This window comes from Paenibacillus sp. GCM10023250, assembly GCF_042653205.1.
GTDB lineage: Bacteria > Bacillota > Bacilli > Paenibacillales > Paenibacillaceae > Paenibacillus_Z.
On sequence record NZ_JBHSHY010000002.1, the window covers coordinates 81,109 to 104,902 of the forward strand.

Sequence of the window (23,794 nt, forward strand, 5' to 3'; positions counted from 1 at the left end):
CAAGGGGGGATCAACCGTTGGAAGTGAAGTTCAATAACCGCGACCCCGTCTACATGCAGGTGGTCCGGTATTTCAAGGAAGAAATCGCGACGGGCCGCCTGGCGAGCGGGCAGGTCATTCCCTCGCGCAGGGAGCTGGCGGGCACGCTGCGGATCAACCCCAATACGGCGCAGAAGGCGTACAAGGAAATGGAGGAACAAGGCTTGATCGTTACGGAAGGAAATTCCCCGAGCCGCATCACGTCGGACGAACGGGTGCTGCGGTCGATAAGAGGCGAGCTCATCGCGGATGCGGTCGACGCGTTCGTCGCTTCCATCCAGAACATTCGCGTTCCGGTCGACGAGCTGCTTGCGATCGTCAAGCTCCGGGTCGAGGACAGCTACGCGAAGCAAGACGGGGAGGGAAACGCGCATGATTGAGGTCAGGAGCATCCGCAAGCGGTTCGGCCGCAAGCACGTGCTGAAGGACGTGTCCTTCACGGCGGAGAAGGGGCAGATCACCTGCCTGATCGGCATTAACGGCGTCGGCAAATCGACGGTGCTGAAGGCGATCATGGGCTTGACGCCGGTATCCGATGGAATGATCCGGATCGACGGGCAGCCGGTCTCGAGCCGCCTGTACGAACGGATCACGTTCATCCCTGATGCCATCATGATGCCGCCCGGCATGACGGTCGACAGCTGCATGCGGTTCATGGCGGATTATTACGCCAGCTGGAACGCGAAGCGCGCCGAGGAGCTTAAGGGCTTCTTCAGACTGAACGGCCGCGACCGGGTCGGCGAGCTGTCGAAGGGCAACGCCGCCAAGCTCAACCTGCTGCTCGGCCTGGCGCTCGACGTCGATTACGTGCTGATGGACGAGCCGTTTTCCGGCATCGACATGTTCAGCCGGGAGCAGATCGCGGCCGTGTTCACGAGCCACTTGATCGAGGACCGCGGCGTCATCATCACGACGCACGAGATCAACGACATCGAGCATCTGATCGACAAGGTCGTCCTGCTCGAGGACGGCGTCGTGCGCCGGGAGTTCGATGCCGAAACCGTTCGGCAGGAGGAAGGAAAGTCCGTCATGGACGTGATGAGAGAGGTGTATAGCGGATGAATCGGTATTTGAAGCTCGTCCATTGGGAAATGATGCGGTTTTGGAAACTGCTGGCGGGGATGGCCGCGCTGACGGCGATCGTCCAGTGTGCGGGGATAATCCGCGAAGCGAACCATTACAGCAATGAAGTGGATTATCACATTCGTACGAGCAACAGCACGCTGGGCGCGTTCGTGCAGGCGAACGGCAAATATTCGTTCCTCGACGCCCTCACTCAGACTGGCATGTGGATCTACGGGCCGATCGCGCTGTGCGCCGGCATCCTCGCGCTCTACGTCTTCATGATCTGGTATAAAGAATGGTACGGCAAAAACGTCTTCGTCTATCGCCTCCTCATGCTGCCGACCGCGCGCCGCAACATCTACTTCGCCAAGCTGACGGCCATTTTGCTGTTCGTGCTCGCGCTCGTCGGCCTGCAGCTCGCGCTGCTGCCGCTCGAGAACCGCTTGTTCGTATCCGTCGGAGGTACGGCGCTGTTCGAGCCCTCCGGGGTGTTCGACATCGTGCGCGGAGCTTCGCTGACGCTGTTCATCCCGGGGACGTTCACGGATTTTCTGTTCCTATACGGCATCGGCGCCGTCGCCGTGCTCGTGTGCTTCACGGCAGTGCTGCTGGAGCGCAGCTACCGGTTGAAAGGCTTGGCCGCGGCGGTCCTGTACGTCGCCGGCGCGTGCCTCTTTCTGTTGCTGCCCTACCTCGTGCTCGGCAGCAGGATCGACACGTACTTGTATCCGGTGGAGTTTTACGGCATCGAGCTCGTTCTGCTCGCGATCGTCGCCGCGGTTACGGTGTGGCTCGGACTGCATCTCATCACCAAGAAGGTTTCGGTATAGGGGGCGTATCCATGAGAAGATATTGGTTATCCATCGCGCTTCCGGTGTTCGTCGCTGCGAGCATCGGGACGTACTACGTCGGCGCCGCCACGCGGGACATGCCGGATTTCCGCATCGAGACCGTTGCGGGCGATCCGAAGGAAGCGGCGAAGCTGATCCTGAAGGCCGATACCCGGATCGGCGACGAGAAGTATCACCGGGTCGAGATCGGCACGAACGGTTCGGTTTACAATGAACGGCGGTCGTTTCTGGCGCAGCTGGACAATGATTTCACCGATAACAGCCCAGATCTGGTCCGGCTGAAGAAGGAGCACCGCGGCTTCATGCGGGGCAAACTCAGCACGAACGGTTTCTACGCAGGCGACGAGGCGATCATCTACGCGGATGCGAGGCCCAAGGAGACGAATCCCGCTTCGGGCTTGAGCGACTATTCGATCGCGGTCGCCGCGCTGGATCTGAAGACCGGCAAGAAAACGCATTTCGACGCGATCATGCCGGGCAAGCAGCAATATTCGTACCTGTACGTCTACGACGTGCAAATGCTCGACGGCCAGGCGAAGCTGCTGGTTCAGCTGTCGAAAGACAGGGGGTTCGGCCAACTCGGCATGATGACGGAAATTCATCTGCTCACGGTCGATCTGGACAATGAAGGCATCGCCGGCGACATGACGGTCGCCGCGGATGCCGACCAAGGCGCCGGCAAGCGGGAGCAGTATGCGATCCACGCTACGAGCGAGGGCGCCGCCTCACCCTCCGGCTACGCGCTCTTGTCCGGAAGTAACGTTCAAGCAGGGAAAGACAAGGACGGCACGTATACGGAGCGTACGCTCGCTTCGCAGGTCCTCGTGCTCGATTACAAGACGGGCAAGCTGACGCCGGTTCCCGCGGAGGGCGGGGACGAAGCGAACACGGCCCGCATGCTGTCCGGCGGCAAGCTGATCACGATCAAGAAGGCGGCCGGCAAGCTGACGCTGCGCAGCGACGACTTGGCGAGCAACGAACGGGGCGAGACGTACGACGTTCCACTCGACCTGGCAGCCGCGAATTCGTCCATGCAGCGCTTCATCTACGGCGGCCGGCTCTACGTGCTGAACCGCGTGAACGCGGACGGCGAGATTCTAGTCGTCAACCTCGCCGACGGGAAGGTGACGTACAGGGGCAAGCTGACTGTCGACGGCACGCCCGAGCGGCAGCGGGAGCTGCTCCAGCCGATGACGCTGTACAGCTTCGGCCTCGAATCCTGACGCGCCCCAGACTTCGTTCGGCGCGGTTTGCGCAAGCCTCCGGCAGCCCGCCGGGGGCTTGTTTTTTTATCCGGTTTATGCTGGTCGGGACGGGCTTCTTCTTCTGTTTCGCGGGGGAATAAATTGGGGGTCCGGGGAGATACTGAACATTAATGTTTCTCCTTGGGAGGTAATCACGTTGACCCGAAATAAAGTCGAGATCTGTGGAGTGGATACCGCTAAACTGCCTGTCCTCACGAATGCCGAAATGCGCGAGCTTTTCACGGCATTGCAAACGCAAAACGAATGGGCAGCCAGAGAGAAATTAGTCAATGGCAATTTGAGGCTTGTGCTCAGCGTGATACAACGGTTCAACAACCGCGGGGAATTCGTCGACGATCTCTTCCAAGTCGGCTGCATCGGCCTCATGAAAGCAATCGACAATTTCGATCTCAGCCAGAACGTGAAGTTTTCGACGTACGCGGTTCCGATGATCATCGGCGAGATACGCCGCTACCTCCGGGATAACAATCCCATCCGCGTGTCGCGCAGCTTGCGGGACATCGCGTACAAGGCGCTGCAGGTCCGGGACACCCTGACGAACAAAAATTCGCGGGAACCGACGATATTCGAAATTTCCGAGGCGCTGAACGTTCCCAAAGAAGACGTCGTGTTCGCGCTCGATGCCATCCAAGACCCGGTATCGCTGTTCGAACCGATCTATCACGACGGCGGAGATCCGATCTACGTCATGGACCAAATCAGCGACGATAAGAACAAGGACGTCTCCTGGATCGAGGAAATCGCCCTCCGGGAAGCGATGCACAAACTGAACGAACGCGAGAAGATGATTCTCTCGATGCGCTTCTTCGAAGGCAAGACCCAAATGGAAGTCGCCGACGAAATCGGCATTTCGCAAGCGCAAGTCTCCCGGCTCGAGAAATCGGCCATCCAGCAAATGCAAAAGCACGTCAAAACCTGAGCTTTTTCCAATCGCACACGACAACGGCGCCCCCGCGCCGTTTTTTTTATGGAGCCGGGCTGGAAGGCTTGACAGCGGCGCTCTATCCTATTACGACGCCGCGGCGCGATATTTCCTGCCAAGCAGGACATTTTGCCGGGCGGGCACATATACTGAAAGCATAGGCCTGTTTGGCATCAGTCCTGCGGGAAGCGTGGTGAACGGAAGATGAAAATATCCGATTTTCAAACAAAGGACGTTATCAATATCGTAGACGGGCGCAAGCTCGGGCAGATCAGCGACTTGGAGCTGGATCTGCGCCAGGGGCGGATCGATTCCATCGTCGTGCCGAGCTATTCTCGATTCTTCGGCATGTTCGGCAACGGCACGGACGTCATCATCCCGTGGCGCAACATCGTGAAGATCGGCACGGACGTCGTGCTCGTGCGCATCGACGACGCGAAGGTCTACCGGACGGAGGAAGACGACGTCGGGGTCCGCTGAAGGCGGGCAGCGGAGGATCGCGCATCCGGGCGGGCGCGCCGGCGCTCGCGCGGAGGGCGGCCGCATGGTACACTAAGGCAGAGGTGAAGCCAAACGATGGAACCATTTGTGAAGCGCGAGGCGAAGGGTCCTTCGCTTTTTTTATTGCCGCATTGGAGCGAGCGGTACACCGGCGTCACGGCCGGATTCACGGGCCGGGAGGGCGGAGTCAGCGCGGAGCCCTGGACGTCGCTGAACTGCGGCCTGCACGTCGGCGACGCCGACGCCGACGTCGTCGCGAACCGCAGCAGGCTGGCCGAGGCGATCGGCTGGCCGTTCGAAGCGTGGACCTGCGCGGAGCAGGTGCACGGAGACCGAGTGCTCGTCGTCGGCAAGAACGACCGCGGCAAGGGGCGCGAGAGCCGGAGCACGGCGGTCGGCGACGCCGACGCCATGATCACGGACGCGCGCGGCGTGCTGCTGACATCGTTTTACGCGGATTGCGTGCCGCTCTATTTTTTCGACTCTGTCAAGGGCGTCGTCGCGCTGGCGCATGCCGGCTGGAAGGGCACGGTGCTGGAGATCGCGCGCAGGACGGTCGAGGCGATGACGGCGAATTTCGGCTGCGTCCCCGCGGATGTTGAAGCCGCGATCGGACCGTCGATCGGCCTGTGCTGCTACGAAGTGAATGAAATCGTGCTCGACCGGGTAATCCCCCTTATGGAGCGATTGGGTCTGGGGAGCGACGGACTGGTAGCGCCGACCGAAAACGGAAAGGCCCGGATAAACTTGAAAGAATTGAACCGACAGATTATGATAAAAGCAGGAATTTTGCCGACTCGTATCGAATGTTCAGAATGGTGCACCGGCTGCTCCACGGATTTGTTCTATTCCCATCGGGTGGAGGGCGGCGCGACGGGCAGAATGGTCAGTTGGATCGGCATGGCAGAAGGAGAATTGAAAGCGTGACATTAGCAGATCGCATTGACGAGGTCGAACGGCGGCTGGAGGCGGCCTGCGCCAGAAGCGGCCGCGACCGTTCGGACATCGAGGTTATCGCGGTGACCAAATACGTGGACGTCGAACGGACGCAGGAGGTTCTTCGGCACGGGCTGGTCCACATGGGCGAGAACCGCTGGCAGGACGCGGCGTCCAAGTGGAACGCCATCACGGGCGGCGGCTGGGACGCCGACCGGGCGCACGCACCGGCCGGACAAGCCGTCTGGCATTTCATCGGGTCGCTGCAAACGAACAAAGTGAAGGACGTCATCGGGAAGTTTACATACATCCATTCGCTCGACCGGCTGTCGCTCGCGCAAGCGATCGAACGGCGGGCCGAGCAGCTAGGCCTCGTCGTTCCCTGCTTCCTGCAGGTAAACGTATCGGGGGAGGAGAGCAAGCACGGCCTGGCGCCGGAAGCGCTCCTGCCGTTCGCGAAGGAGCTGGCGCCGCTCCGCCATATCAAGCCCCTCGGGCTGATGACGATGGCGCCGCTGGACGCGGAGGGTGAACAAGCGAGACCCGTCTTTCGGGGGCTCCGGGAATTGCGCGATGAACTGAACGGCAGTTCCGTGCTGGCGGATCCGGTACGCGGGCTGTCGATGGGCATGTCGGGAGATTTCGAAATTGCCGTCGAGGAAGGGGCCACCTGGCTCCGACTCGGAACCGTATTGGTAGGAAAGAGCTGACGCCGCGGAGATCCGTCCGGCCGGCGAGCAGCCAATACATACGAAGGAAGGCGATTGACATGATGAACAAGTTCATGAGTTTTCTCGGACTTCAGGAGGAAGAAGAGGTCGTACAGCGCGAGCGGGTCGAATCGCACGACGAGCAAGAAGTTGAAACTTCTCCCTTCGAAGCACGTAAAGCTTCTTCGAAGGGCAATAATATCGTCAGCATCCATTCGCAGAAGAACGTCCGCGTCATATTGAACGAACCGCGCTCCTACGAAGAGGCGCAGGATATCGCGGACCATTTGCGTTCGCGGCGTTCGGTCGTCGTCAATCTGCAGCGCGTGCGCTCGGATCAGGCCGTGCGCATCGTCGATTTCCTGAGCGGCACGATTTACGCGCTGAACGGCGGCATCTCCAAACTGGGGCCTAATATTTTTCTTTGCACGCCGGATACGGTCGAAATTCAAGGTGCGATTTCGGAAATGCTGACTGAAGAGCAAGACTACAATAAAATGAGGTGACCTTGAATTGTCTGACGTGGCCAGTATTATTTGGACGCTTACCCAGATTTACCAGTATATGATCATTGCCTACGTGCTGCTGTCTTGGCTGCCGGGGGTCCGCGACAGCTTCATCGGCGAACTGCTCGGCAAGCTGGTCGAGCCGTATTTGTCGCCGTTCCGCAGATTTATTCCCTCCATTGGCGGCGTTATCGACATTTCCCCGATCGTCGCGTTATTCGCGCTTCGTTTCGTGGCTTACGGGCTGATCGCGATCCTGGATATGTTTGTATGAAGCCAGATCTTTACGTTCATTTCCATCCCGACGAGCGTCCGTTCGTGGACCGCGCGTCGGAATGGATCGACCGCGCCGCGTTCGGCCACGAGCTGAAGCGCACGGATTTCTTGGATCCGCGGCAGGCGGACATTCTCGCGTCGCTTGCCAACCGCAATCCCGACGTGCAGCTGCGAATGGACGGCGGCTACGAAGGCGCCGAACGGAAGCGAGCCCTCCTCGCGCCGGACTACCGGGTGCTGGACGACGAGCCCGCCCATATCGCGCTGATCGAAGTGACCGGCGGCACGCAGGGGCATTTGGAGCTGGACCATGGCGATTATCTGGGCGCGCTGCTGGGCCTCGGCATCAAGCGGGACAGGATCGGCGATCTGCATGTTCATGAAGACCGCTGCCACTGCCTCGTGGCCGAGGAGATTGCGGGCTATATCAACATTCATTTGCGACAAGTCCACCGCGTTCACGTCCTAACGGACATTCTTCCCTTGGAGCGGCTGCGTCCGGCCATACCGGCCATGGAAGAGATGAACCTGTCGGTGGCCTCTTTGCGTCTGGACGGCATCGCGAGCGACGTGCATCGCATCAGCCGGAGTAAGATCGTGGATCCGATCCGCGCCGGCCGATGCCGCGTCAATTGGAAGGTCGAGGAAGATCCGTCCGCGCCGCTCAAGGCGGGCGACGTCGTCTCGATGCAAGGGCTCGGACGCTTCAAGGTGCTAGAGGTCGAAGGCGTCACCAAGAAAGGCCGGATCCGGGTCAAAATCGGGAAAATTATCTAGGACTTTGCAGGAATTTGGCTCCACCTGTCGAATGAACAATGTACAATCGGGCATCTTGCCCTTAACATGCAAACATTCAGGAGGTGCGCCGGTGCCGTTAACGCCATTGGACATACATAATAAGGAATTTAGCAGACGTCTGCGCGGGTACGACGAAGACGAAGTGAACGAATTTCTCGACCAGGTCATCAAGGACTACGAAGCGCTGATTCGCGAAAACAAAGAGATCCAGAATCAAGCGCTGGCGCTGCAAGAGAAATTGAACCATTTCGCCAATATCGAAGAAACGCTCAGCAAGACGATCATCGTGGCGCAGGAAGCCGCCGACGAAGTCCGCAACAACGCCAAGAAGGAAGCGCAGCTGATCGTGAAGGAAGCGGAGAAGAACGCGGATCGCATCATCAACGACTCGCTCAACAAGTCCCGCAAGGTCGCGCTCGAAGTGGAAGAGCTGAAGAAGCAGGCGTCGATCTACCGCGCCCGTTTCCGGACGCTGGTGGAAGCGCAGCTCGAGCTCTTGTCCCAAGAAGGCTGGGATACGCTGGACAGCCCGCCGTCCCTCGCAAGCGAGAGCAGCCGCGGCTAGAACGAATTTTTTGCTTCGGACGTTTGACAAATGTATCGGAATGGCGTATATATGGTAATAATCGAGTTATACGACGATTTCGTTGACGAGAACAAGTACGCATTCGAACGTTCCCCCAGAGAGCCGGCGCTTGCTGAAAGCCGGCGTGCGGACGATTGCCGAAGATCCTCTCCGAGAAGCGGCGCCGAACCTTGCGCATGGCCGCAAGCAGTAAGTCCCGCCGGATTTCCGCCGTTACCCGGAACGCGGATGGCAGTTGCATCCGTGACTAAGGTGCCGATTCTTCGGCTTCATTCGTTTTGTCTTCGGACGGGGCGAATAAGGCGGCGTTCGGAACAAGGGTGGTATCGCGAGCCGAGTCTCGTCCCTTTTCGGGGGCGGGGCTTTTTTTATTTGTCCAGCAGCAGTCCAAACCATTGAGAGGGGAAATGAAGCATGCAGCGCATCGACGTGAAAGAGAAAGCGAGAAGCCGCGACCTGCGGGTGCTCGGGAAGTGGAGAGAGGAGCAGACGTTCCGGCAGTCGATCGACAACCGGGCGGGCAAGCCGAATTTCGTGTTTTACGAAGGACCGCCGACCGCGAACGGCGCCCCGCATATCGGGCATGTGCTCGGCCGGGTCATCAAGGACTTCATCTGCCGCTACAAGACGATGGACGGCTACCGGGTCGTCCGCAAAGCCGGCTGGGATACGCACGGTCTGCCGGTCGAACTCGGCGTCGAGAAACAGCTCGGCATCTCCGGCAAGCAGGAGATCGAGAATTACGGCGTGGAAGCGTTCATCAACAAATGCAAAAACAGCGTCTTCGAATACGAGCGCCAATGGCGCGAGCTGACGGAAGCGATCGGCTACTGGACGAACATGGACGATCCGTATATCACGCTGAACAACGATTATATCGAGAGCGTCTGGAACATCCTGTCCACGATTCACGGCAAAGGCCTGCTGTACCGCGGCCACCGCGTCAGCCCGTACTGTCCGTGCTGCCAGACGACGCTCAGCTCGCACGAAGTGGCGCAGGGCTACGAGGATGTCAAGGACCTCAGCGCGACGGTGAAGTTCAAGCTCGACGGCCGCGACGAATTCGTGCTCGCCTGGACGACGACGCCGTGGACGCTGCCGGCCAACGTGGCGCTCGCAGTCAATCCGAACCTGACGTACGCGCGCGTGCGCAAGGACGGCGAGACGTACATCGTGGCGGAAGCGCTCGTGGAGAGCGTCATGAAGGCCGACTATGAAGTGCTGTCGACGCTGAAGGGAACGGAGCTGCTGAACCTGAACTACGAGCCGCCATTCCGTTACGTTGCAGTCGACAACGGGCATTTCATCATCCCCGGCGATTTCGTCAGCGATTCGAGCGGTACCGGCATCGTCCACATCGCGCCGGCGCACGGCGACGACGACTACAAGGTGGCGCGCCAGAACGGCGTCAGCTTCCTGAACGTCGTCGACAACGCCGGCCGCTACGTCGAAGCCGTCACCGATCTGGCCGGCCGCTTCGTCAAAGAATGCGACGTGGACATCGTGAAAATGTTGAGCGAGCGCGGCCTGCTGTTCTCGAAGGAACGCTACGAGCACAGCTACCCGTTCTGCTGGCGCTGCAAAACGCCGCTCATCTACTACGCGACGGACAGTTGGTTCATCGAGACGACGGCGGTCAAAGACCAGCTGATCAAGAACAACAGCGAAGTCGACTGGTATCCGTCCCATATCCGCGAAGGCAGGTTCGGCAAATTCCTCGAGGACCTCGTGGACTGGAACATCAGCCGCAACCGGTATTGGGGTACCCCGCTCAACGTCTGGATCTGCGACAAGTGCGGCGGACAGCACGCGCCGGGCAGCCGGAAGGATCTGGCCGCGCGGTCGGTCACGCCGATCTCCGAGGACATCGAGCTGCACAAGCCGTACGTGGACGACGTGAAGCTGCACTGCCCGCACTGCGAAGGCGGCGTCATGACGCGCACGTCCGAAGTCGTAGACGTCTGGTTCGACAGCGGCTCCATGCCGTTTGCGCAGTACCATCAGCCGTTCGAGAAGCAGGAGACGTTCGCGGAGCAGTATCCGGCCGACATCATCTGCGAAGGCATCGACCAGACGCGCGGCTGGTTCTTCAGCCTGCTGGCGGTGTCCACGCTGTATAACGGACGCGCGCCGTACAAGGCGGTCATCTCGACCGGCCACATCTTGGACGAGAACGGCCAGAAGATGTCCAAATCCAAGGGCAACGTCATCGACCCTTGGGAAATCATCAACGAATACGGCACGGACGCGTTCCGCTGGGCGCTTCTGGCGGACAGCGCGCCGTGGAACAGCAAGCGGTTCTCGCGCGGCATCGTCGGCGAAGCCAAGTCCAAGGTGATCGACACCATCGTGAACACGCACGCCTTCTTCGCGCTGTACGCGTCGATTGACGGCTACGACCCGGCGGCCCAGCCGGCCCGCGTATCGACGGCGAAGCTCGACCGCTGGATCGTGTCGCGCTTGAACAGCCTCGTTGCGAACGTCAATAAGAGCTTGGCGTCGTACGACTTCCTGAACGCGGCCAAGGCGATCGAGGGCTTCGTCGACGAGATGAGCAACTGGTATATCCGCCGTTCGCGCGACCGATTCTGGGGGAGCGGCTTGACGGACGACAAGCTGGACGCCTATGGCACGCTTCGTACGGTGTTGACGACGCTGGCGCGCCTGATCGCGCCGTTTGCGCCGATGCTGGCGGAGGACGTGTACACGAACCTCGGCGACGGCGGCAGCGTGCATCTGGCCGACTATCCGAAGGCCGACGAGAACGCGATCGACGAGAAGCTCGAGCGCGACATGGAGACGGCGCGGCAAATCGTCGAGCTCGCCCGCAACGTGCGCAACGAAGCCGGCATCAAGACGCGCCAGCCGCTGTCCGAGCTGATCGTGGCGCTGGACAACGAATTCGATCTTGCGCCGTACGAGGACATCATCAAGGACGAGATCAACGTCAAGTCGATCACGATCGCGAGCGGCGACAGCGGCTTCGTCGACTTTACGTTCAAGCTGAACTTGAAGGTCGCGGGCAAAAAGTACGGCAAGCACGTCGGGCCGATTCAAGCATACCTGAAATCACTGCTGCCGGACGAGACGAGCGACATCGTCAAAGCGGGCGAATTGTCGTATACGACGCTCGAGGGCGAGAGCTTCGTCATCACGCTCGACGAGCTGCTCGTGGAGAAGCAGGCGAAGTCCGGCTTCGCGTCCGCTTCCGGCTACCAGCTGACGGTCGCGATCAACACGGACATTACGCCGGAGCTCGAGCAGGAAGGCCTCGTCCGCGAAGTCATCCGCGCGGTGCAGGACACGCGCAAGAAGCTCGACCTGCCGATCGAGCAGCGGGTCAAGCTGACGCTCGACGTGGACGCGGAGCTGCGCGCGGCGCTCGACGCGTTCCGGGAAGTCTTGTTCGAAAATGTCCTGCTGAGCGACGTAGCGTACGGTACCGCGGCGGAGATGGAACGGATGCCGCTCGGCGACCGCGAGATTGGAATCGCGATCGCGGGGGCATGATAACGGCATAGCAGCAAAGTAACCGAACGCTCACACGCGGGCGGCCGACGGCTTTTTGCCGCTTGGGCCGCCCGTGCGTGGGCGTCGTTTCGTTTGCCGAATGCCAAGCAAAGGACAGATTCGCCATGACAACGACCGATAACCGAGAAGATCTGAACGGCGTCCGCCATTCGCTCGATGCCTTGGAGAAGCGGCTTGAAACGTTGACGGCTCAAATGGAGCGCACCCAAATCGCCGATTACGTGCAGCTGCTGAACCGGCCGTTCTCGCTGTTCTGGCGCAACGCGCTCGGCGGGCTGTCGCGCGGCGTCGGCATCGCGATCGGCTTTACGGTAATCGCGTCCACGATCCTCTACCTGCTGCAGGTGCTTGGGGCGCTGAATCTTCCGATCATCGGCGATTATATCGCGGATATCGTGCGCATCGTGCAGCATCAGCTGGAAGGGAAGACGTACTAGAAGTAGACGAAGGCGCAGGAAGACTCGCGCCGGAAGCGCGGCCCGAAGAAGCGGCGGGCAGCGTCAAAAAGGGCAGCTGCGCCGGATATACCGCCCGGCGCCGCTGCCCTTTTGTCGCTTGGCCCTGTTGTCGCGTGGCTTGCCCGTTATTCGCTGTCCAGCAGAGGCTCGCCTTCCTCGTTGTCCAAGTAGTGGTTGTACGTCTCGTTGCGGACGATGAAGCGGTGGTTGCCGGTGATGTCCGTGGCGACGAAGCTTTCGTACGGCTCCACGTACCCGTCCAGTTCGTCCGCCTCGATGGCCATTTGGTCGTACGAGGCGATCTCGCGGCCTTCCGCCATCGCCGGCGTATTGGACGTGCCCCAGCTTTCGACGATTTGCCACGCATCCTCGCCGTCGAAGCCGTTGTACCCGTCTTCGTGGTCGTCGAGGCTCGTCCGGCCGAACGGCGGCTGCAGGAAGCTTTCTTCCACCGGCCGGCGGTCGGAGACGTCCTGGCGCGGGGAATGCGCCACGCAGTAGAGGGTATCCGGGATCGCCTGCAGCCGCGCGAGCGGAATCGGTTCGCCGCAGACGCGGCAGGCGCCGTAGCTGCCGTCGTCCATGGCGGACAGCGCGGCTTCGATGCGGTTCAGGTGCAGCTCCTCCTGCTCGTGCAGCGCGATGTCCTTGCCGCGCTCGTACGTTTCGGTGGCGGCGTCGGCGGGATGGTTGTCGTAGGCGGACAGATCGCCGGATTCGTCGCGCAGCGAGTCGCCCAGGCCGTAATGCTCGCTGCTGGCCAGGCGCTGTTCGGCTGCCGCCTTCTCCACGTTGAGCCGGCTGCGCAGGCCGCGCAGCTGCGCGTTCGTCAGATGCGTCGTCGTCATCGGTTGAAACCCCTCTTTCCTCGGAACGGATTGGCGTTGATGTCGTGCCGTTAGCTTTTGCAGCGGGGGCGTTTTTTAGAGGCGGGCATTCATGGATTAGCTGGCAGCCGCGGCGGCGGATACGCTGGCCCCGCATCGCGGAAATATGCTACAATGTGGGGGATAAGGGGGCAGACGCCGTGAAATTTTACTATTATTGGCTGGCCGTATTCGTGCTTGTGGTGGACTATGCAACCAAGAAGTGGGTGGAACACAGTCTCGACCTGTACGAGACGAGAAGCGTGATCGGCGATTTCTTCGTCATCACTTCGATCCGCAACAAAGGGGCGGCGTTCAGCATTTTGCAGGAGCAACGGCTGCTGTTCATCGGAATCACGCTCGTGGTTGTCATCGGCATCGTCTGGTACATGGCGAAGAACCGCCATTCCGGGAAAGCGCTGCTGCTGTCCGGCCTGGGCCTCGTGCTCGGCGGCGCGGTCGGCAACCTGATCGACCGGGCGCTGTACGGACAAGTCATCGATTTTCTGCAATTCACGTTCGGGAGCTATGTCTTCCCGGTGTTCAACATCGCCGATTCCGGCATCTGCGTCGGCGTGGCGCTGATTTTGCTGGACGCGCTGCTCTCATCCAAGAAAGAGAACGGAGATTCTAATTCCAATGGACAAGAAAGCAATGGATCCGAAAACCATCAATTTATCCGGTGACGAACAGGACCAGGACGCGATGGTCTTCGAAATCGGCGAATCGTCGACCGGCGAACGGCTGGACAAATTCGTGACCGAAAACCTGGAGGACGGCGCGGTCTCGCGCACGCAGGTGCAGGACTGGATCAAGAGCGGCGCGGTGCTGGTAGGCGGCCGCGAAGCGAAGGCGAATTACAAGCTAGCCGTGGCCGACGTGGTCACGGTTATTGTGCCTGAACCGGAGGAAGCGGTCATCGACGCGGAAGACATTCCTCTCGACGTTGCGTACGAGGACTCCGACGTCATCGTCATCAACAAGCCGCGGGGCATGGTCGTCCATCCGGCGCCCGGCCATTATTCCGGCACGGTCGTCAACGCGCTGATGTACCACTGCAAAGACTTGTCCGGCATTAACGGCGTGCTGCGCCCGGGCATCGTGCACCGCATCGACAAGGACACGTCGGGCCTCTTAATGGCCGCGAAGAACGACCTGGCCCATCTGTCGCTGGCGGAGCAGCTGAAGGCGCATTCCGTCACGCGCAAATACGTGGCCCTCGTCCACGGCAACCTGCCGCACGAGAACGGCACCGTCGACGCGCCGATCGGCCGGGATCCGCAGGACCGGAAACTGTTCACGGTCACGCACAAGGGCAGCAAGGAAGCGGTCACGCACTTCCAGGTGCTCGAACGCTTCGGGGACTATACGCTGCTGGAGCTGCAGCTGGAGACCGGGCGGACGCATCAGATCCGCGTCCACATGAAGTACATCGGCCATCCGCTCGCGGGGGACCCGGTGTACGGGCGGAGCAAGACGATCGGGCTCAAGGGCCAGGCGCTCCACGCGGCCGTGCTCGGCTTCGTGCATCCGCGCAGCGGCGAGTACTTGGAATTTTCGGCCCCGATTCCAGCCGACATGGAGCATGAGCTGACGATATTACGACAGCGCTGATTCCGAAATTAGTGCAAACTTTTCGCCATATTCTATATATGGCAGCCGCCTAGCCTTGCGCTATGATGGAACCAAATCGTAAATCTTCGAATCGAAGGGTGAGAAATCGAGCATGACGCAAATCAATCAGTATTATACGAATCTTCAGGGCAGCTACCTGTTCTCCGAAATTGCGAAACGCCGCACGAAATTCATGCAGGAAAACCCGAACGCCCAAATCATCAGCCTCGGCATCGGCGACGTGACGCGCGGCCTGCCGGACGCGATCACCAAAGCGATGCACGATGCGGTAGACGAGCTGGCGAATCCGGGCACGTTCCGCGGGTACGGACCGGAGCAAGGCTATGACTTCCTGATCAACGCCATCATCGAGCACGATTATAAGGCGCGGGGCATCGACATCGCGACGAACGAGGTGTTCGTCAGCGACGGCTCGAAATGCGACGTCGGCAACATTCAAGAAATTTTCAGCCAGGACGCGGTCGTCGCCGTGCAGGATCCCGTGTATCCCGTCTACGTGGACACGAACGTCATGGCCGGCCGTTCCGGCGCGTTCAATAAGGAAACGAATCAGTACGAAAACATCGTGTACCTGAAATGCGACGCGTCGAACAACTTCACGCCGAGCCTGCCGGACCGCAAGGTCGATCTGATTTACCTGTGCTACCCGAACAACCCGACCGGCATGACGCTGACCAAGGAAGAGCTGAAGCGCTGGGTCGATTTCGCCAAAGCGAACAACTGCATTATCCTGTACGATTCCGCTTACGAAGCCTTCATCCGCGAGGCGGACGTGCCGCGGTCCATCTATGAAATCGAAGGCGCGAAGGAAGTCGCGATCGAGTTCCGCAGCTTCTCCAAAACGGCCGGCTTCACAGGCGTGCGCTGCGCGTACACCGTCGTGCCGCGCGAGCTGAAAGCGAAGGACGCGGACGGCAACGCCGTGCTCGTCAACGACCTGTGGAACCGCCGCCACACGACGAAGTTCAACGGCGTCTCGTACGTCACCCAGCGCGGCGCGGCGGCGGTCTACACGCCGGAAGGCAAAGCGCAAATCGCGTCCATCATCGACTATTACATGACGAACGCCGGCATCATCCGCGACGGTCTGGCTTCCCTCGGCCTCGAAGTGTTCGGCGGCGTGAACGCGCCGTACATCTGGCTGAAGACGCCAAGCGGCCTCGACTCGTGGGCGTTCTTCGACAAGCTGCTGTCGGAAGCGAACATCGTCGGCACGCCGGGCGTCGGCTTCGGCCAAGCCGGCCAAGGCTATTTCCGCCTGACGGCCTTCGGCAGCCGCGAGAACACGGAAAAAGCGGTGGAGCGGATTACGAAGCTGAGCCTGTAATTAAGCAGGCGGCCGGCGATTGACATCGCTTGTCGAATGTGACATAATTCTTTTGATAAACCGTAGTACCTTTAATTCAGTCCAGAGAGGCTGGCAAGGTAACGTGAATCGTTTTATCAATCGAATCCGGGGACAACCCTGCCCACTGGCGCTTAGCCGAAGTGGCGCTTTGTCCAACCCGAGAAGATTGAATATCTGAAACGACGAACTCCTTGCGCATGCCGCAAGGAGTTTTTTTGTGGCCATGGAACTTCGCAATCAAGCAAGGAGGCGCATGAAACCAATGGATGAGCAGCATCGCGTCATCATGGACGAAACGGCGATCCGGCGCGCGCTCACGCGGATTGCCCATGAAATCGTCGAAAAGAACAAAGGCATCGACAACTGCGTGATCGTCGGCATTCGCACCCGCGGCATCTATCTGGCGCAGCGGATCGCCGAGCAAATCCGGGAAATCGAAGGACGCCCCGTCGAAGTGCAGGAGCTCGACATTACGCAGTACCGCGACGACCGAGAGAAGAGCAGCGCCGAGCGTCCGGCGGCAGTCTCTTCGGTCGACGTCAAGGACAAACGGGTCATTCTCTTCGACGACGTGCTCTACACGGGCCGGACGATCCGGGCGGCGATGGACGCGCTGATGGACATGGGACGGCCGCAGGCGATCCAGCTGGCGGTGCTGGTCGACCGGGGCCACCGGGAGCTGCCGATTCGGCCGGACTACGTCGGGAAGAACGTGCCGACTTCGAAGCAGGAGCAGATCGAAGTGTCGCTGCAGGAAGTCGACGAGAACGATCAAGTGACGATTATCCACTAAGGGGGAAGAGCATGACGACCGCAACGCTGACCAAGGACCGAAGCCTGCTCGGGCTGAAAGAGCTCGGCCGGGGCGAGATCGAGTCGATTCTCGACCGCGCCGCGCACTGGGAGCATCACGCGCGCAAGATCGATCCGGTGCTGCAAGGAAAATTCGTCGCGAACATGTTTTTCGAGAACAGCACCCGCACCCGCTTCTCGTTCGAAGTCGCGGAGAAGCGGCTCGGCGCGGAAGTGCTCAACTTCTCCGCGGCCGTCTCGAGCGTGCAGAAGGGCGAATCGATCTACGACACGGTGCGCACCTTGGAATCGATGGGCATTGACGCCGGCGTCATCCGGCTGAAGCCGATCGGCGTGCTGGCCGACTTGGCAGTCAAAATCAACGTGCCGCTCATCAACGCGGGCGACGGCAACAACGAGCATCCGACGCAGGCGCTGCTCGATCTCTATACGATGCGCAAGCAGTTCGGCGAGCTCCGCGGGCTGACGGTGTCCATCGTCGGCGATATCCTGCACAGCCGCGTCGCGCGCTCGAACTTGTACGCGCTGCGCAAGTTCGGCGCGAACGTGCAGTTCTGCGCGCCGCCGAGCATGGCCGCGCCGGAGCTGGACGCACCGCTCGTCACGATGGAGGAGGCGCTGCGCGCCGACGTTATCATGATGCTGCGGGTTCAGCTGGAGCGCCACGAAGCGGGCATGATGAGTACGCCGGAAGCGTATCGGGAGCAGTACGGCCTGACGGTCGACCGGGCTTCGCGCATCGCGCCGCACGCCATCATCATGCACCCGGCGCCGATCAACCGGAACGTGGAGATCGACGAGGAGCTGGTGGAGCACGGCCAATCGCGCATCTTTCCGCAAATGCAAAATGGCGTGCCGATCCGCATGGCCGTCATCGAACGGGCATTGACTTAAAGTTCGAAGGGAGACAAAACATATATGGCAGCATGGATTTTGAACGGATTAGTCTGGAACGAAGCAACGGGCGAGACGGAGACGAAGCATATCCGCATCGCGGATGGCGTCATCGCCGAACTCGCGGACGCGTCCGCGGGGATGCCGGACACGCAAGGCCACGATACGATCGACGCGCAAGGCAAGCTGGTATCCACAGGGTTCATCGACATGCACGTCCACCTGCGCGAGCCGGGCTTCGAATATAAAGAAGACATCGCGAGCGGCACGCGCTCGGCGGCGGCGGGCGGATTCACGACGATCGCCTGCATGCCGAACACGCGTCCCGTTACGGATACGCCGGACACGGTCCGGTACATCCTCGATAAGGCGGCGACGGCCGGGATCGTCAACGTGCTCCCGTACGCGGCGATTACGAAGAACGAACTGGGACGCGAGCTGACCGATTTCGCGGCACTGAAGGAATCAGGCGCGATCGGTTTCACAGACGACGGCGTCGGCGTGCAGAACGCCCAGATGATGAAGGACGCGATGAAGCTGGCGGCTTCGATGGGGATGCCGGTCATCGCCCACTGCGAAGACGACTCGCTGGTCGTCGGCGCGGCGGTGACGGAAGGCAAGTTCGCCGCGGCGAATGGCCTGAAGGGCATTCCGAACGAGTCCGAAGCGATCCACGTCGGCCGGGATATTCTGCTCGCGGAAGCGACGGGCGTGCACTACCACGTCTGCCACGTGAGCACCGAGCAGTCGGTGCGACTCATCCGGCACGCGAAGCAGTTCGGCATCAACGTTACCGCGGAGGTGTGTCCGCATCACCTGATCCTGTCGGACGAAGACATTCCCGGCATGGACGCGAATTGGAAAATGAACCCGCCGCTGCGCACGCCGCGCGACGTGCAAGCGGTCATCGAAGCGCTCGAGGACGGCACGATCGACATCGTCGTCACGGACCACGCGCCGCACAGCGCGGAGGAGAAGGCCCGCGGCATGCAGCTCGCGCCGTTTGGCATCGTCGGCTTCGAGACGGCGTTCCCGCTGCTGTACACCCGATTCGTCCGCACGGGCAAATGGACGCTCGGCTTCCTGCTGCGCCGGATGACGTCGGACCCGGCCCGCGTGTTCGGGCTGGCGAGCGGGGTTTTGAAAGCAGGCGCTCCTGCAGATATTACTATCGTGGATCTGGAGCACGAACGCGAAGTTAATCCGGAGACCTTCGCTTCCAAGGGCAAGAACACGCCGTTCGGCGGCTGGAAGCTGTACGGCTGGCCGGAGACGACCCTCGTGGGCGGCAAGATCGTTTGGACGGCACACTAACGCGAGCACGCAACTTGAGAACAGGAGTGGATACGGATGCAAGCAAGATTGTTACTGGAAGACGGCACGCTGTTCACGGGCCTCGGCTTCGGCGCCGAAGGGCAGTCGACCGGCGAAGTCGTATTTAATACAGGCATTACGGGATATCAAGAGGTGCTGTCGGATCCATCCTATTGCGGCCAGATCGTGACGATGACGTACCCGCTCATCGGCAACTATGGCATCACGCGCGACGACTTCGAAACGGTGGCGCCGTTCATCCACGGCTTCGTCGTGCGGCGCCACGAGCCGGTGCCGAGCAACTGGCGGGCGCAGTACACGCTGGACGGCATCCTGAAAGAGCACGGCATCATCGGCATCAGCGACATCGATACCCGCATGCTTACCCGTATCCTCCGCCATCACGGCACGATGAAGGGCATCCTGACGACGGGCGCCGAGCGCGTTGAAGAGCTGCAGGAGCGCTTGTCGGGCTCTCCGCTCATGCGCGATCAAGTGGCGCGCACGTCGACGAAGAGCATGTTCACGAGCCCGGGCGAACGCGAGCGGATCGTGCTCGTCGACTTCGGCGCGAAGAGCGGCATCCTGCGCGAGCTGACGAAGCGCGGCTGCGACGTCGTCGTCGTGCCGCACGACACGACGGCCGAACAGATCCGCAAGCTGAATCCGGACGGCATCCAGCTGTCCAACGGCCCCGGCGACCCGAAGGACGTGCCGCACGCGGTCAAGATGATTCAAGAGCTGCTCGGCGAATATCCGATTTTCGGCATCTGCCTCGGCCATCAGCTGTTCGCGCTCGCCTGCGGCGCGGATACGTCGAAGCTGAAATTCGGCCACCGCGGCGGCAACCATCCGGTCAAGGAGCTGGCGACGAACCGCTGCTACATCACGTCCCAGAATCACGGCTACACGGTGCTTGACGAGTCCGTCGCGGGCACGAAGCTGGAAGTGACCCATATCAACAACAACGACCGGACGATCGAGGGCTTGAAGCATGCGGAATACCCGGCCTTCTCCGTGCAGTACCACCCGGAGGCGGCGCCCGGCCCATACGACAGCAGCTACCTGTTCGATCAATTCCTGGACATGATCCGCACCACGAAACGAAACAACCCGCAGAAACCGCGTCAAGCGCAAATGGCGGCATCATTGAGAGGAGAGCTGCAGTATGCCCAGAAATAACAAGCTGAAAAAAATCCTCGTCATCGGTTCCGGCCCGATCGTCATCGGCCAGGCGGCTGAATTCGACTATGCCGGGACGCAAGCCTGCCAAGCGTTGAAAGAAGAAGGCTACGAGGTTGTGCTGATCAACAGCAACCCGGCCACGATCATGACCGACACGAACATGGCGGACAAAGTCTACATCGAGCCGATCACGCTCGACTTCGTCACGCAGATCATTCGCCAAGAGCGTCCCGACGGCCTCCTGCCGACGCTCGGCGGCCAGACCGGCCTGAACATGGCGGTCGAGCTGGCGCGCGCCGGCGTGCTGGAACGCGAGAACGTGCAGCTGCTCGGCACGCAGCTGACGGCGATCGAGAAAGCGGAAGACCGCGACCTGTTCCGCGATCTGATGCGCGAGCTCGAGCAGCCGGTGCCGGACAGCGTCATCGTCACGACGCTGGACGAAGCGCTTGACTTCGCCAATCGAATCGGCTATCCGATCATCGTGCGCCCGGCGTACACGCTCGGCGGCACGGGCGGCGGCATTTGCGCCAACGAAGAGGAGCTCCGCGAAACCGTCGCGTCCGGCATCCGCTACAGCCCGATCGGCCAATGCCTCATCGAGAAATCGATCGCGGGGATGAAGGAAGTCGAATACGAAGTCATGCGCGACGCGAACGACAACTGCATCGTCGTCTGCAACATGGAGAACTTCGATCCCGTCGGCGTACATACCGGCGATTCCATCGTCGTGGCGCCGAGCCAAACGCTGTCCGACCGCGAGTACCAGATGCTCCGTTCGGCTTCGCTCAAAATCATCCGCGCGCTGAACATCGAAGGCGGCTGCAACGTGCAGTTCGCGCTCGATCCGTTCAGCTTCCAATACTACGTCATCGAGGTGAACCCGCGGGTCAGCCGTTCCTCCGCGCTGGCGTCCAAGGCCACGGGTTACCCGATCGCCAAGATGGCGGCGAAGATCGCCATCGGCTACACGCTCGACGAAATCGTCAACCCGGTCACGGGGCAAACGTACGCCTGCTTCGAGCCGACGCTCGATTACATCGTCTCGAAGATTCCGCGCTGGCCGTTCGACAAGTTCACCTCGGCCAACCGCAAGCTGGGCACGCAAATGAAAGCGACCGGCGAAGTCATGGCGATCGGCCGGACGTTCGAAGAGTCGATGCACAAGGCAGTCCGCTCGCTCGAGATCGGCACGCACCGCATCCACTTGAAGGACGCCGCGGAGCTGGACGAGGAGACGCTGCGCCTGCGGCTGCGCAAGCCGGACGACGAGCGCATGTTCCTCGTGGCGGAAGCGTTCCGCCGCGGCTACGAGCTGCAGGACGTGCAGGATCTGACGAAGATCGACTGGTGGTTCCTCGATAAGATCGCGGGCATCGTCGCGTTCGAAGCGCAGCTGCGCGGCGCAGCGGTCCTGTCGAAGGAGCTGCTGTACCAGGCGAAGCGCAAAGGCTTCTCCGACCGCTCCATCGCGGAGATCCGCCGCGAAGGCAATCAGCCGACGTATACCAACGAATACGATATCCGCGCCTACCGCCTGGAGCTCGGCCTGAAGCCGGTCTATAAGATGGTCGACACGTGCGCGGCCGAATTCGAAGCGACGACGCCGTACTACTACTCGACGTACGAGGTCGAGAATGAAGTGATCGAGACCGACAAGCAGAAGGTGCTCGTCCTCGGCTCGGGTCCGATCCGGATCGGCCAGGGCATCGAGTTCGACTACTCCACGGTGCACGCGGTCTGGGCGATTCAGAAGGCCGGCTACGAAGCGGTCATCATCAACAACAACCCGGAAACCGTCTCGACCGACTTCAGCACGTCCGACCGACTGTACTTCGAGCCGCTCTTCTTCGAGGACGTCATGAACGTCATCGAGCAGGAGAAACCGATCGGCGTCATCGTGCAGTTCGGCGGCCAGACGGCGATCAACCTCGCGGCGCCGCTGACGAAAGCCGGCGTGCGCATCCTCGGCTCGAGCCTCGAGAGCATCGACGCGGCCGAAGACCGCAAGAAGTTCGAGGCGCTGCTGCGCGAGCTGAACATTCCGCAGCCGAAGGGCACGACGGTCACGTCCGTGGACGAAGCGGTCGCCGCCGCCCAAGGCCTCGGCTATCCGGTGCTCGTCCGTCCGTCGTACGTACTCGGCGGCCGCGCGATGGAAATCGTCTACTCCGACGAGGAGCTGCTGACCTATATGGTGCAGGCGGTGAAGATCAATCCGGAGCATCCTGTCCTGATCGACCGCTACATGCTGGGCAAGGAGGCGGAAGTAGACGCGATCTGCGACGGCGAGACGGTGCTCATCCCGGGCATCATGGAACACGTCGAGCGCGCGGGCGTGCACTCCGGCGACTCCATCGCGGTGTACCCGCCGCAGGCGATCTCCAAAGAGCTGCAGCAAAAGATGGTCGACATCACGATTAAGATCGCGCGCGGCCTGAACGTCATCGGCCTCGTCAACATCCAGTTCGTCATCTTCCAGGACGAAGTGTACGTCATCGAGGTGAACCCGCGCTCCTCGCGTACGGTGCCGTTCCTGAGCAAAGTCACGAATATTCCGATGGCGAACCTGGCGACGCAGGCGATTCTCGGCAAGAAGCTCGCGGACCTCGGCTATGCCGAAGGGCTGTGGCCGGAAGAGGCATTCGTCTCGGTCAAGGTACCGGTCTTCTCCTTCGCCAAGCTGCGCCGCGTCGACCCGACGCTGACGCCGGAGATGAAGTCGACGGGCGAAGTCATGGGCCGCGACGAGCAGTACGCGAAGGCGCTGTACAAAGGCCTCGTAGGCGCGGGCATGCGCATTCCGCCGACGGGCTCGATCATCGCCACGGTCTCCGACAAGGACAAACCGGAAGCGATCGATATTTTGCGCGGCTTCTACGAGCTGGGCTATAACATCATCGCCACGGGCGGCACGGCGACGGCGCTGGAGGAAGCGGGGCTGCGCGTGAAGCGCGTGAACAAGCTGAGCGAAGGTTCGCCGAACATCCTGGATCTCATTCGCGATGGACGCGCGCACTTCGTCGTCAACACGCTGACGAAGGGCAAGACGCCGGAGCGCGACGGCTTCCGCATTCGCCGCGAGGCGGTCGAGAACGGGGTCGTCTGCATGACCTCGCTCGATACGGTCCGCGCCCTGCTGAACATGCTGGAGACGATCAACTTCTCCTCGCGGCCGATGCCGGTGCTGTCGGCGCAAAAATAACCGCGGTCGAACCGACCGCAATGGCCGCCAGCCGGCCGCGAAAGCCTGCCCCCCAGCAGGCTTTCGCCATGCATAGCAAACGAATCGAAG

The 23,794-nt window shown here is 61.0% G+C and carries 23 protein-coding genes and 1 other annotated feature; of the genes, 22 read left to right on the forward strand and 1 reads right to left on the reverse strand.

From position 1 onward, the window contains the following. The first annotated feature begins 17 nt into the window (after nucleotides 1-17). The 14 genes from ACFPB1_RS03275 (at nucleotide 18) to ACFPB1_RS03340 (ending at nucleotide 12,423) form a co-directional block, all read left to right on the forward strand. Nucleotides 18-419, forward strand: coding sequence for a GntR family transcriptional regulator (locus ACFPB1_RS03275; protein WP_379221872.1), 402 nt, complete (start codon nucleotides 18-20; stop codon nucleotides 417-419). Beyond that, on the forward strand, nucleotides 412-1,101 hold the full coding sequence (locus ACFPB1_RS03280) for an ATP-binding cassette domain-containing protein (protein ID WP_379221874.1): 690 nt from the start codon (nucleotides 412-414) through the stop codon (nucleotides 1,099-1,101). Before ACFPB1_RS03275 ends, ACFPB1_RS03280 begins: the two co-directional genes overlap by 8 nt. Then, nucleotides 1,098-1,934 (forward strand): hypothetical protein, encoded by an 837-nt coding sequence (locus ACFPB1_RS03285; protein ID WP_379221876.1) that lies wholly within the window; start codon nucleotides 1,098-1,100, stop codon nucleotides 1,932-1,934. Before ACFPB1_RS03280 ends, ACFPB1_RS03285 begins: the two co-directional genes overlap by 4 nt. An 11-nt stretch (nucleotides 1,935-1,945) precedes the next feature. Further along, complete coding sequence (locus ACFPB1_RS03290; protein ID WP_379221878.1) at nucleotides 1,946-3,178, forward strand: hypothetical protein; 1,233 nt, start codon at nucleotides 1,946-1,948, stop codon at nucleotides 3,176-3,178. Nucleotides 3,179-3,356: 178 nt separating this feature from the next. Next, the gene (gene sigG, locus ACFPB1_RS03295; protein ID WP_379221880.1) at nucleotides 3,357-4,139 is read left to right on the forward strand and encodes an RNA polymerase sporulation sigma factor SigG; all 783 of its coding nucleotides are present in this window, start codon (nucleotides 3,357-3,359) and stop codon (nucleotides 4,137-4,139) included. A gap of 207 nt (nucleotides 4,140-4,346) precedes the next feature. Beyond that, on the forward strand, nucleotides 4,347-4,622 hold the full coding sequence (locus ACFPB1_RS03300) for a YlmC/YmxH family sporulation protein (RefSeq protein WP_379221883.1): 276 nt from the start codon (nucleotides 4,347-4,349) through the stop codon (nucleotides 4,620-4,622). 96 nt (nucleotides 4,623-4,718) lie between these two features. Further along, nucleotides 4,719-5,570, forward strand: a complete 852-nt coding sequence (gene pgeF, locus ACFPB1_RS03305) for a peptidoglycan editing factor PgeF (protein ID WP_379221885.1) — start codon at nucleotides 4,719-4,721, stop codon at nucleotides 5,568-5,570. Continuing rightward, nucleotides 5,567-6,289, forward strand: coding sequence for a YggS family pyridoxal phosphate-dependent enzyme (locus ACFPB1_RS03310; protein WP_379221887.1), 723 nt, complete (start codon nucleotides 5,567-5,569; stop codon nucleotides 6,287-6,289). The genes pgeF and ACFPB1_RS03310 overlap by 4 nt, the downstream gene beginning before the upstream one ends. A 53-nt stretch (nucleotides 6,290-6,342) precedes the next feature. Next, nucleotides 6,343-6,795 carry a cell division protein SepF gene (locus tag ACFPB1_RS03315; RefSeq protein WP_379222373.1) on the forward strand — a complete coding sequence of 151 codons (453 nt, stop codon included), beginning with the start codon at nucleotides 6,343-6,345 and terminating at the stop codon, nucleotides 6,793-6,795. Nucleotides 6,796-6,811: 16 nt separating this feature from the next. Further along, nucleotides 6,812-7,069 (forward strand): YggT family protein, encoded by a 258-nt coding sequence (locus ACFPB1_RS03320; protein WP_379222375.1) that lies wholly within the window; start codon nucleotides 6,812-6,814, stop codon nucleotides 7,067-7,069. Next, nucleotides 7,066-7,848, forward strand: coding sequence for an RNA-binding protein (locus ACFPB1_RS03325; RefSeq protein WP_379221889.1), 783 nt, complete (start codon nucleotides 7,066-7,068; stop codon nucleotides 7,846-7,848). The genes ACFPB1_RS03320 and ACFPB1_RS03325 overlap by 4 nt, the downstream gene beginning before the upstream one ends. Nucleotides 7,849-7,939: 91 nt before the next feature. After that, nucleotides 7,940-8,434 carry a DivIVA domain-containing protein gene (locus tag ACFPB1_RS03330; RefSeq protein WP_379221891.1) on the forward strand — a complete coding sequence of 165 codons (495 nt, stop codon included), beginning with the start codon at nucleotides 7,940-7,942 and terminating at the stop codon, nucleotides 8,432-8,434. Between the two features lie 73 nt (nucleotides 8,435-8,507). Beyond that, nucleotides 8,508-8,806 (forward strand) — a binding site (T-box leader). A 63-nt stretch (nucleotides 8,807-8,869) separates the two neighbouring features. Beyond that, nucleotides 8,870-11,965, forward strand: coding sequence for an isoleucine--tRNA ligase (gene ileS, locus ACFPB1_RS03335; RefSeq protein WP_379221893.1), 3,096 nt, complete (start codon nucleotides 8,870-8,872; stop codon nucleotides 11,963-11,965). A gap of 125 nt (nucleotides 11,966-12,090) precedes the next feature. After that, nucleotides 12,091-12,423, forward strand: a complete 333-nt coding sequence (locus tag ACFPB1_RS03340; protein WP_379221895.1) for a DUF5665 domain-containing protein — start codon at nucleotides 12,091-12,093, stop codon at nucleotides 12,421-12,423. Between the two features lie 146 nt (nucleotides 12,424-12,569). On the opposite strand, the gene ACFPB1_RS03345 is transcribed toward ACFPB1_RS03340, so the two are convergent. Continuing rightward, nucleotides 12,570-13,292: a TraR/DksA C4-type zinc finger protein gene (locus ACFPB1_RS03345; protein WP_379221897.1), complete on the reverse strand. Its 723-nt coding sequence runs from the start codon at nucleotides 13,290-13,292 to the stop codon at nucleotides 12,570-12,572. 179 nt (nucleotides 13,293-13,471) lie between these two features. Between ACFPB1_RS03345 and lspA the strand changes: the two genes are divergently transcribed. The 8 genes from lspA to carB all read left to right on the forward strand — a co-directional run bounded on the left by lspA (nucleotide 13,472) and on the right by carB (nucleotide 23,704). Then, a complete protein-coding gene (lspA, locus tag ACFPB1_RS03350) occupies nucleotides 13,472-13,996 on the forward strand; it encodes a signal peptidase II (protein ID WP_379221899.1) in 525 nt (174 codons plus the stop codon). A gap of 19 nt (nucleotides 13,997-14,015) precedes the next feature. Beyond that, on the forward strand, nucleotides 14,016-14,924 hold the full coding sequence (locus ACFPB1_RS03355) for an RluA family pseudouridine synthase (RefSeq protein WP_379222377.1): 909 nt from the start codon (nucleotides 14,016-14,018) through the stop codon (nucleotides 14,922-14,924). A 112-nt stretch (nucleotides 14,925-15,036) separates the two neighbouring features. Next, complete coding sequence (locus ACFPB1_RS03360) at nucleotides 15,037-16,272, forward strand: LL-diaminopimelate aminotransferase (protein WP_379221901.1); 1,236 nt, start codon at nucleotides 15,037-15,039, stop codon at nucleotides 16,270-16,272. Nucleotides 16,273-16,555: 283 nt separating this feature from the next. Beyond that, nucleotides 16,556-17,086 (forward strand): bifunctional pyr operon transcriptional regulator/uracil phosphoribosyltransferase PyrR, encoded by a 531-nt coding sequence (gene pyrR, locus ACFPB1_RS03365; protein WP_379221903.1) that lies wholly within the window; start codon nucleotides 16,556-16,558, stop codon nucleotides 17,084-17,086. 11 nt (nucleotides 17,087-17,097) lie between these two features. After that, nucleotides 17,098-18,000 carry an aspartate carbamoyltransferase catalytic subunit gene (locus tag ACFPB1_RS03370; RefSeq protein WP_379221905.1) on the forward strand — a complete coding sequence of 301 codons (903 nt, stop codon included), beginning with the start codon at nucleotides 17,098-17,100 and terminating at the stop codon, nucleotides 17,998-18,000. A gap of 24 nt (nucleotides 18,001-18,024) precedes the next feature. Further along, nucleotides 18,025-19,314 carry a dihydroorotase gene (locus ACFPB1_RS03375; protein ID WP_379221907.1) on the forward strand — a complete coding sequence of 430 codons (1,290 nt, stop codon included), beginning with the start codon at nucleotides 18,025-18,027 and terminating at the stop codon, nucleotides 19,312-19,314. A gap of 36 nt (nucleotides 19,315-19,350) precedes the next feature. Next, the gene (gene carA / locus ACFPB1_RS03380) at nucleotides 19,351-20,496 is read left to right on the forward strand and encodes a glutamine-hydrolyzing carbamoyl-phosphate synthase small subunit (RefSeq protein ID WP_379221909.1); all 1,146 of its coding nucleotides are present in this window, start codon (nucleotides 19,351-19,353) and stop codon (nucleotides 20,494-20,496) included. Beyond that, a complete protein-coding gene (gene carB / locus ACFPB1_RS03385; RefSeq protein WP_379221911.1) occupies nucleotides 20,483-23,704 on the forward strand; it encodes a carbamoyl-phosphate synthase large subunit in 3,222 nt (1,073 codons plus the stop codon). Before carA ends, carB begins: the two co-directional genes overlap by 14 nt. Nucleotides 23,705-23,794: the final 90 nt, after the last annotated feature.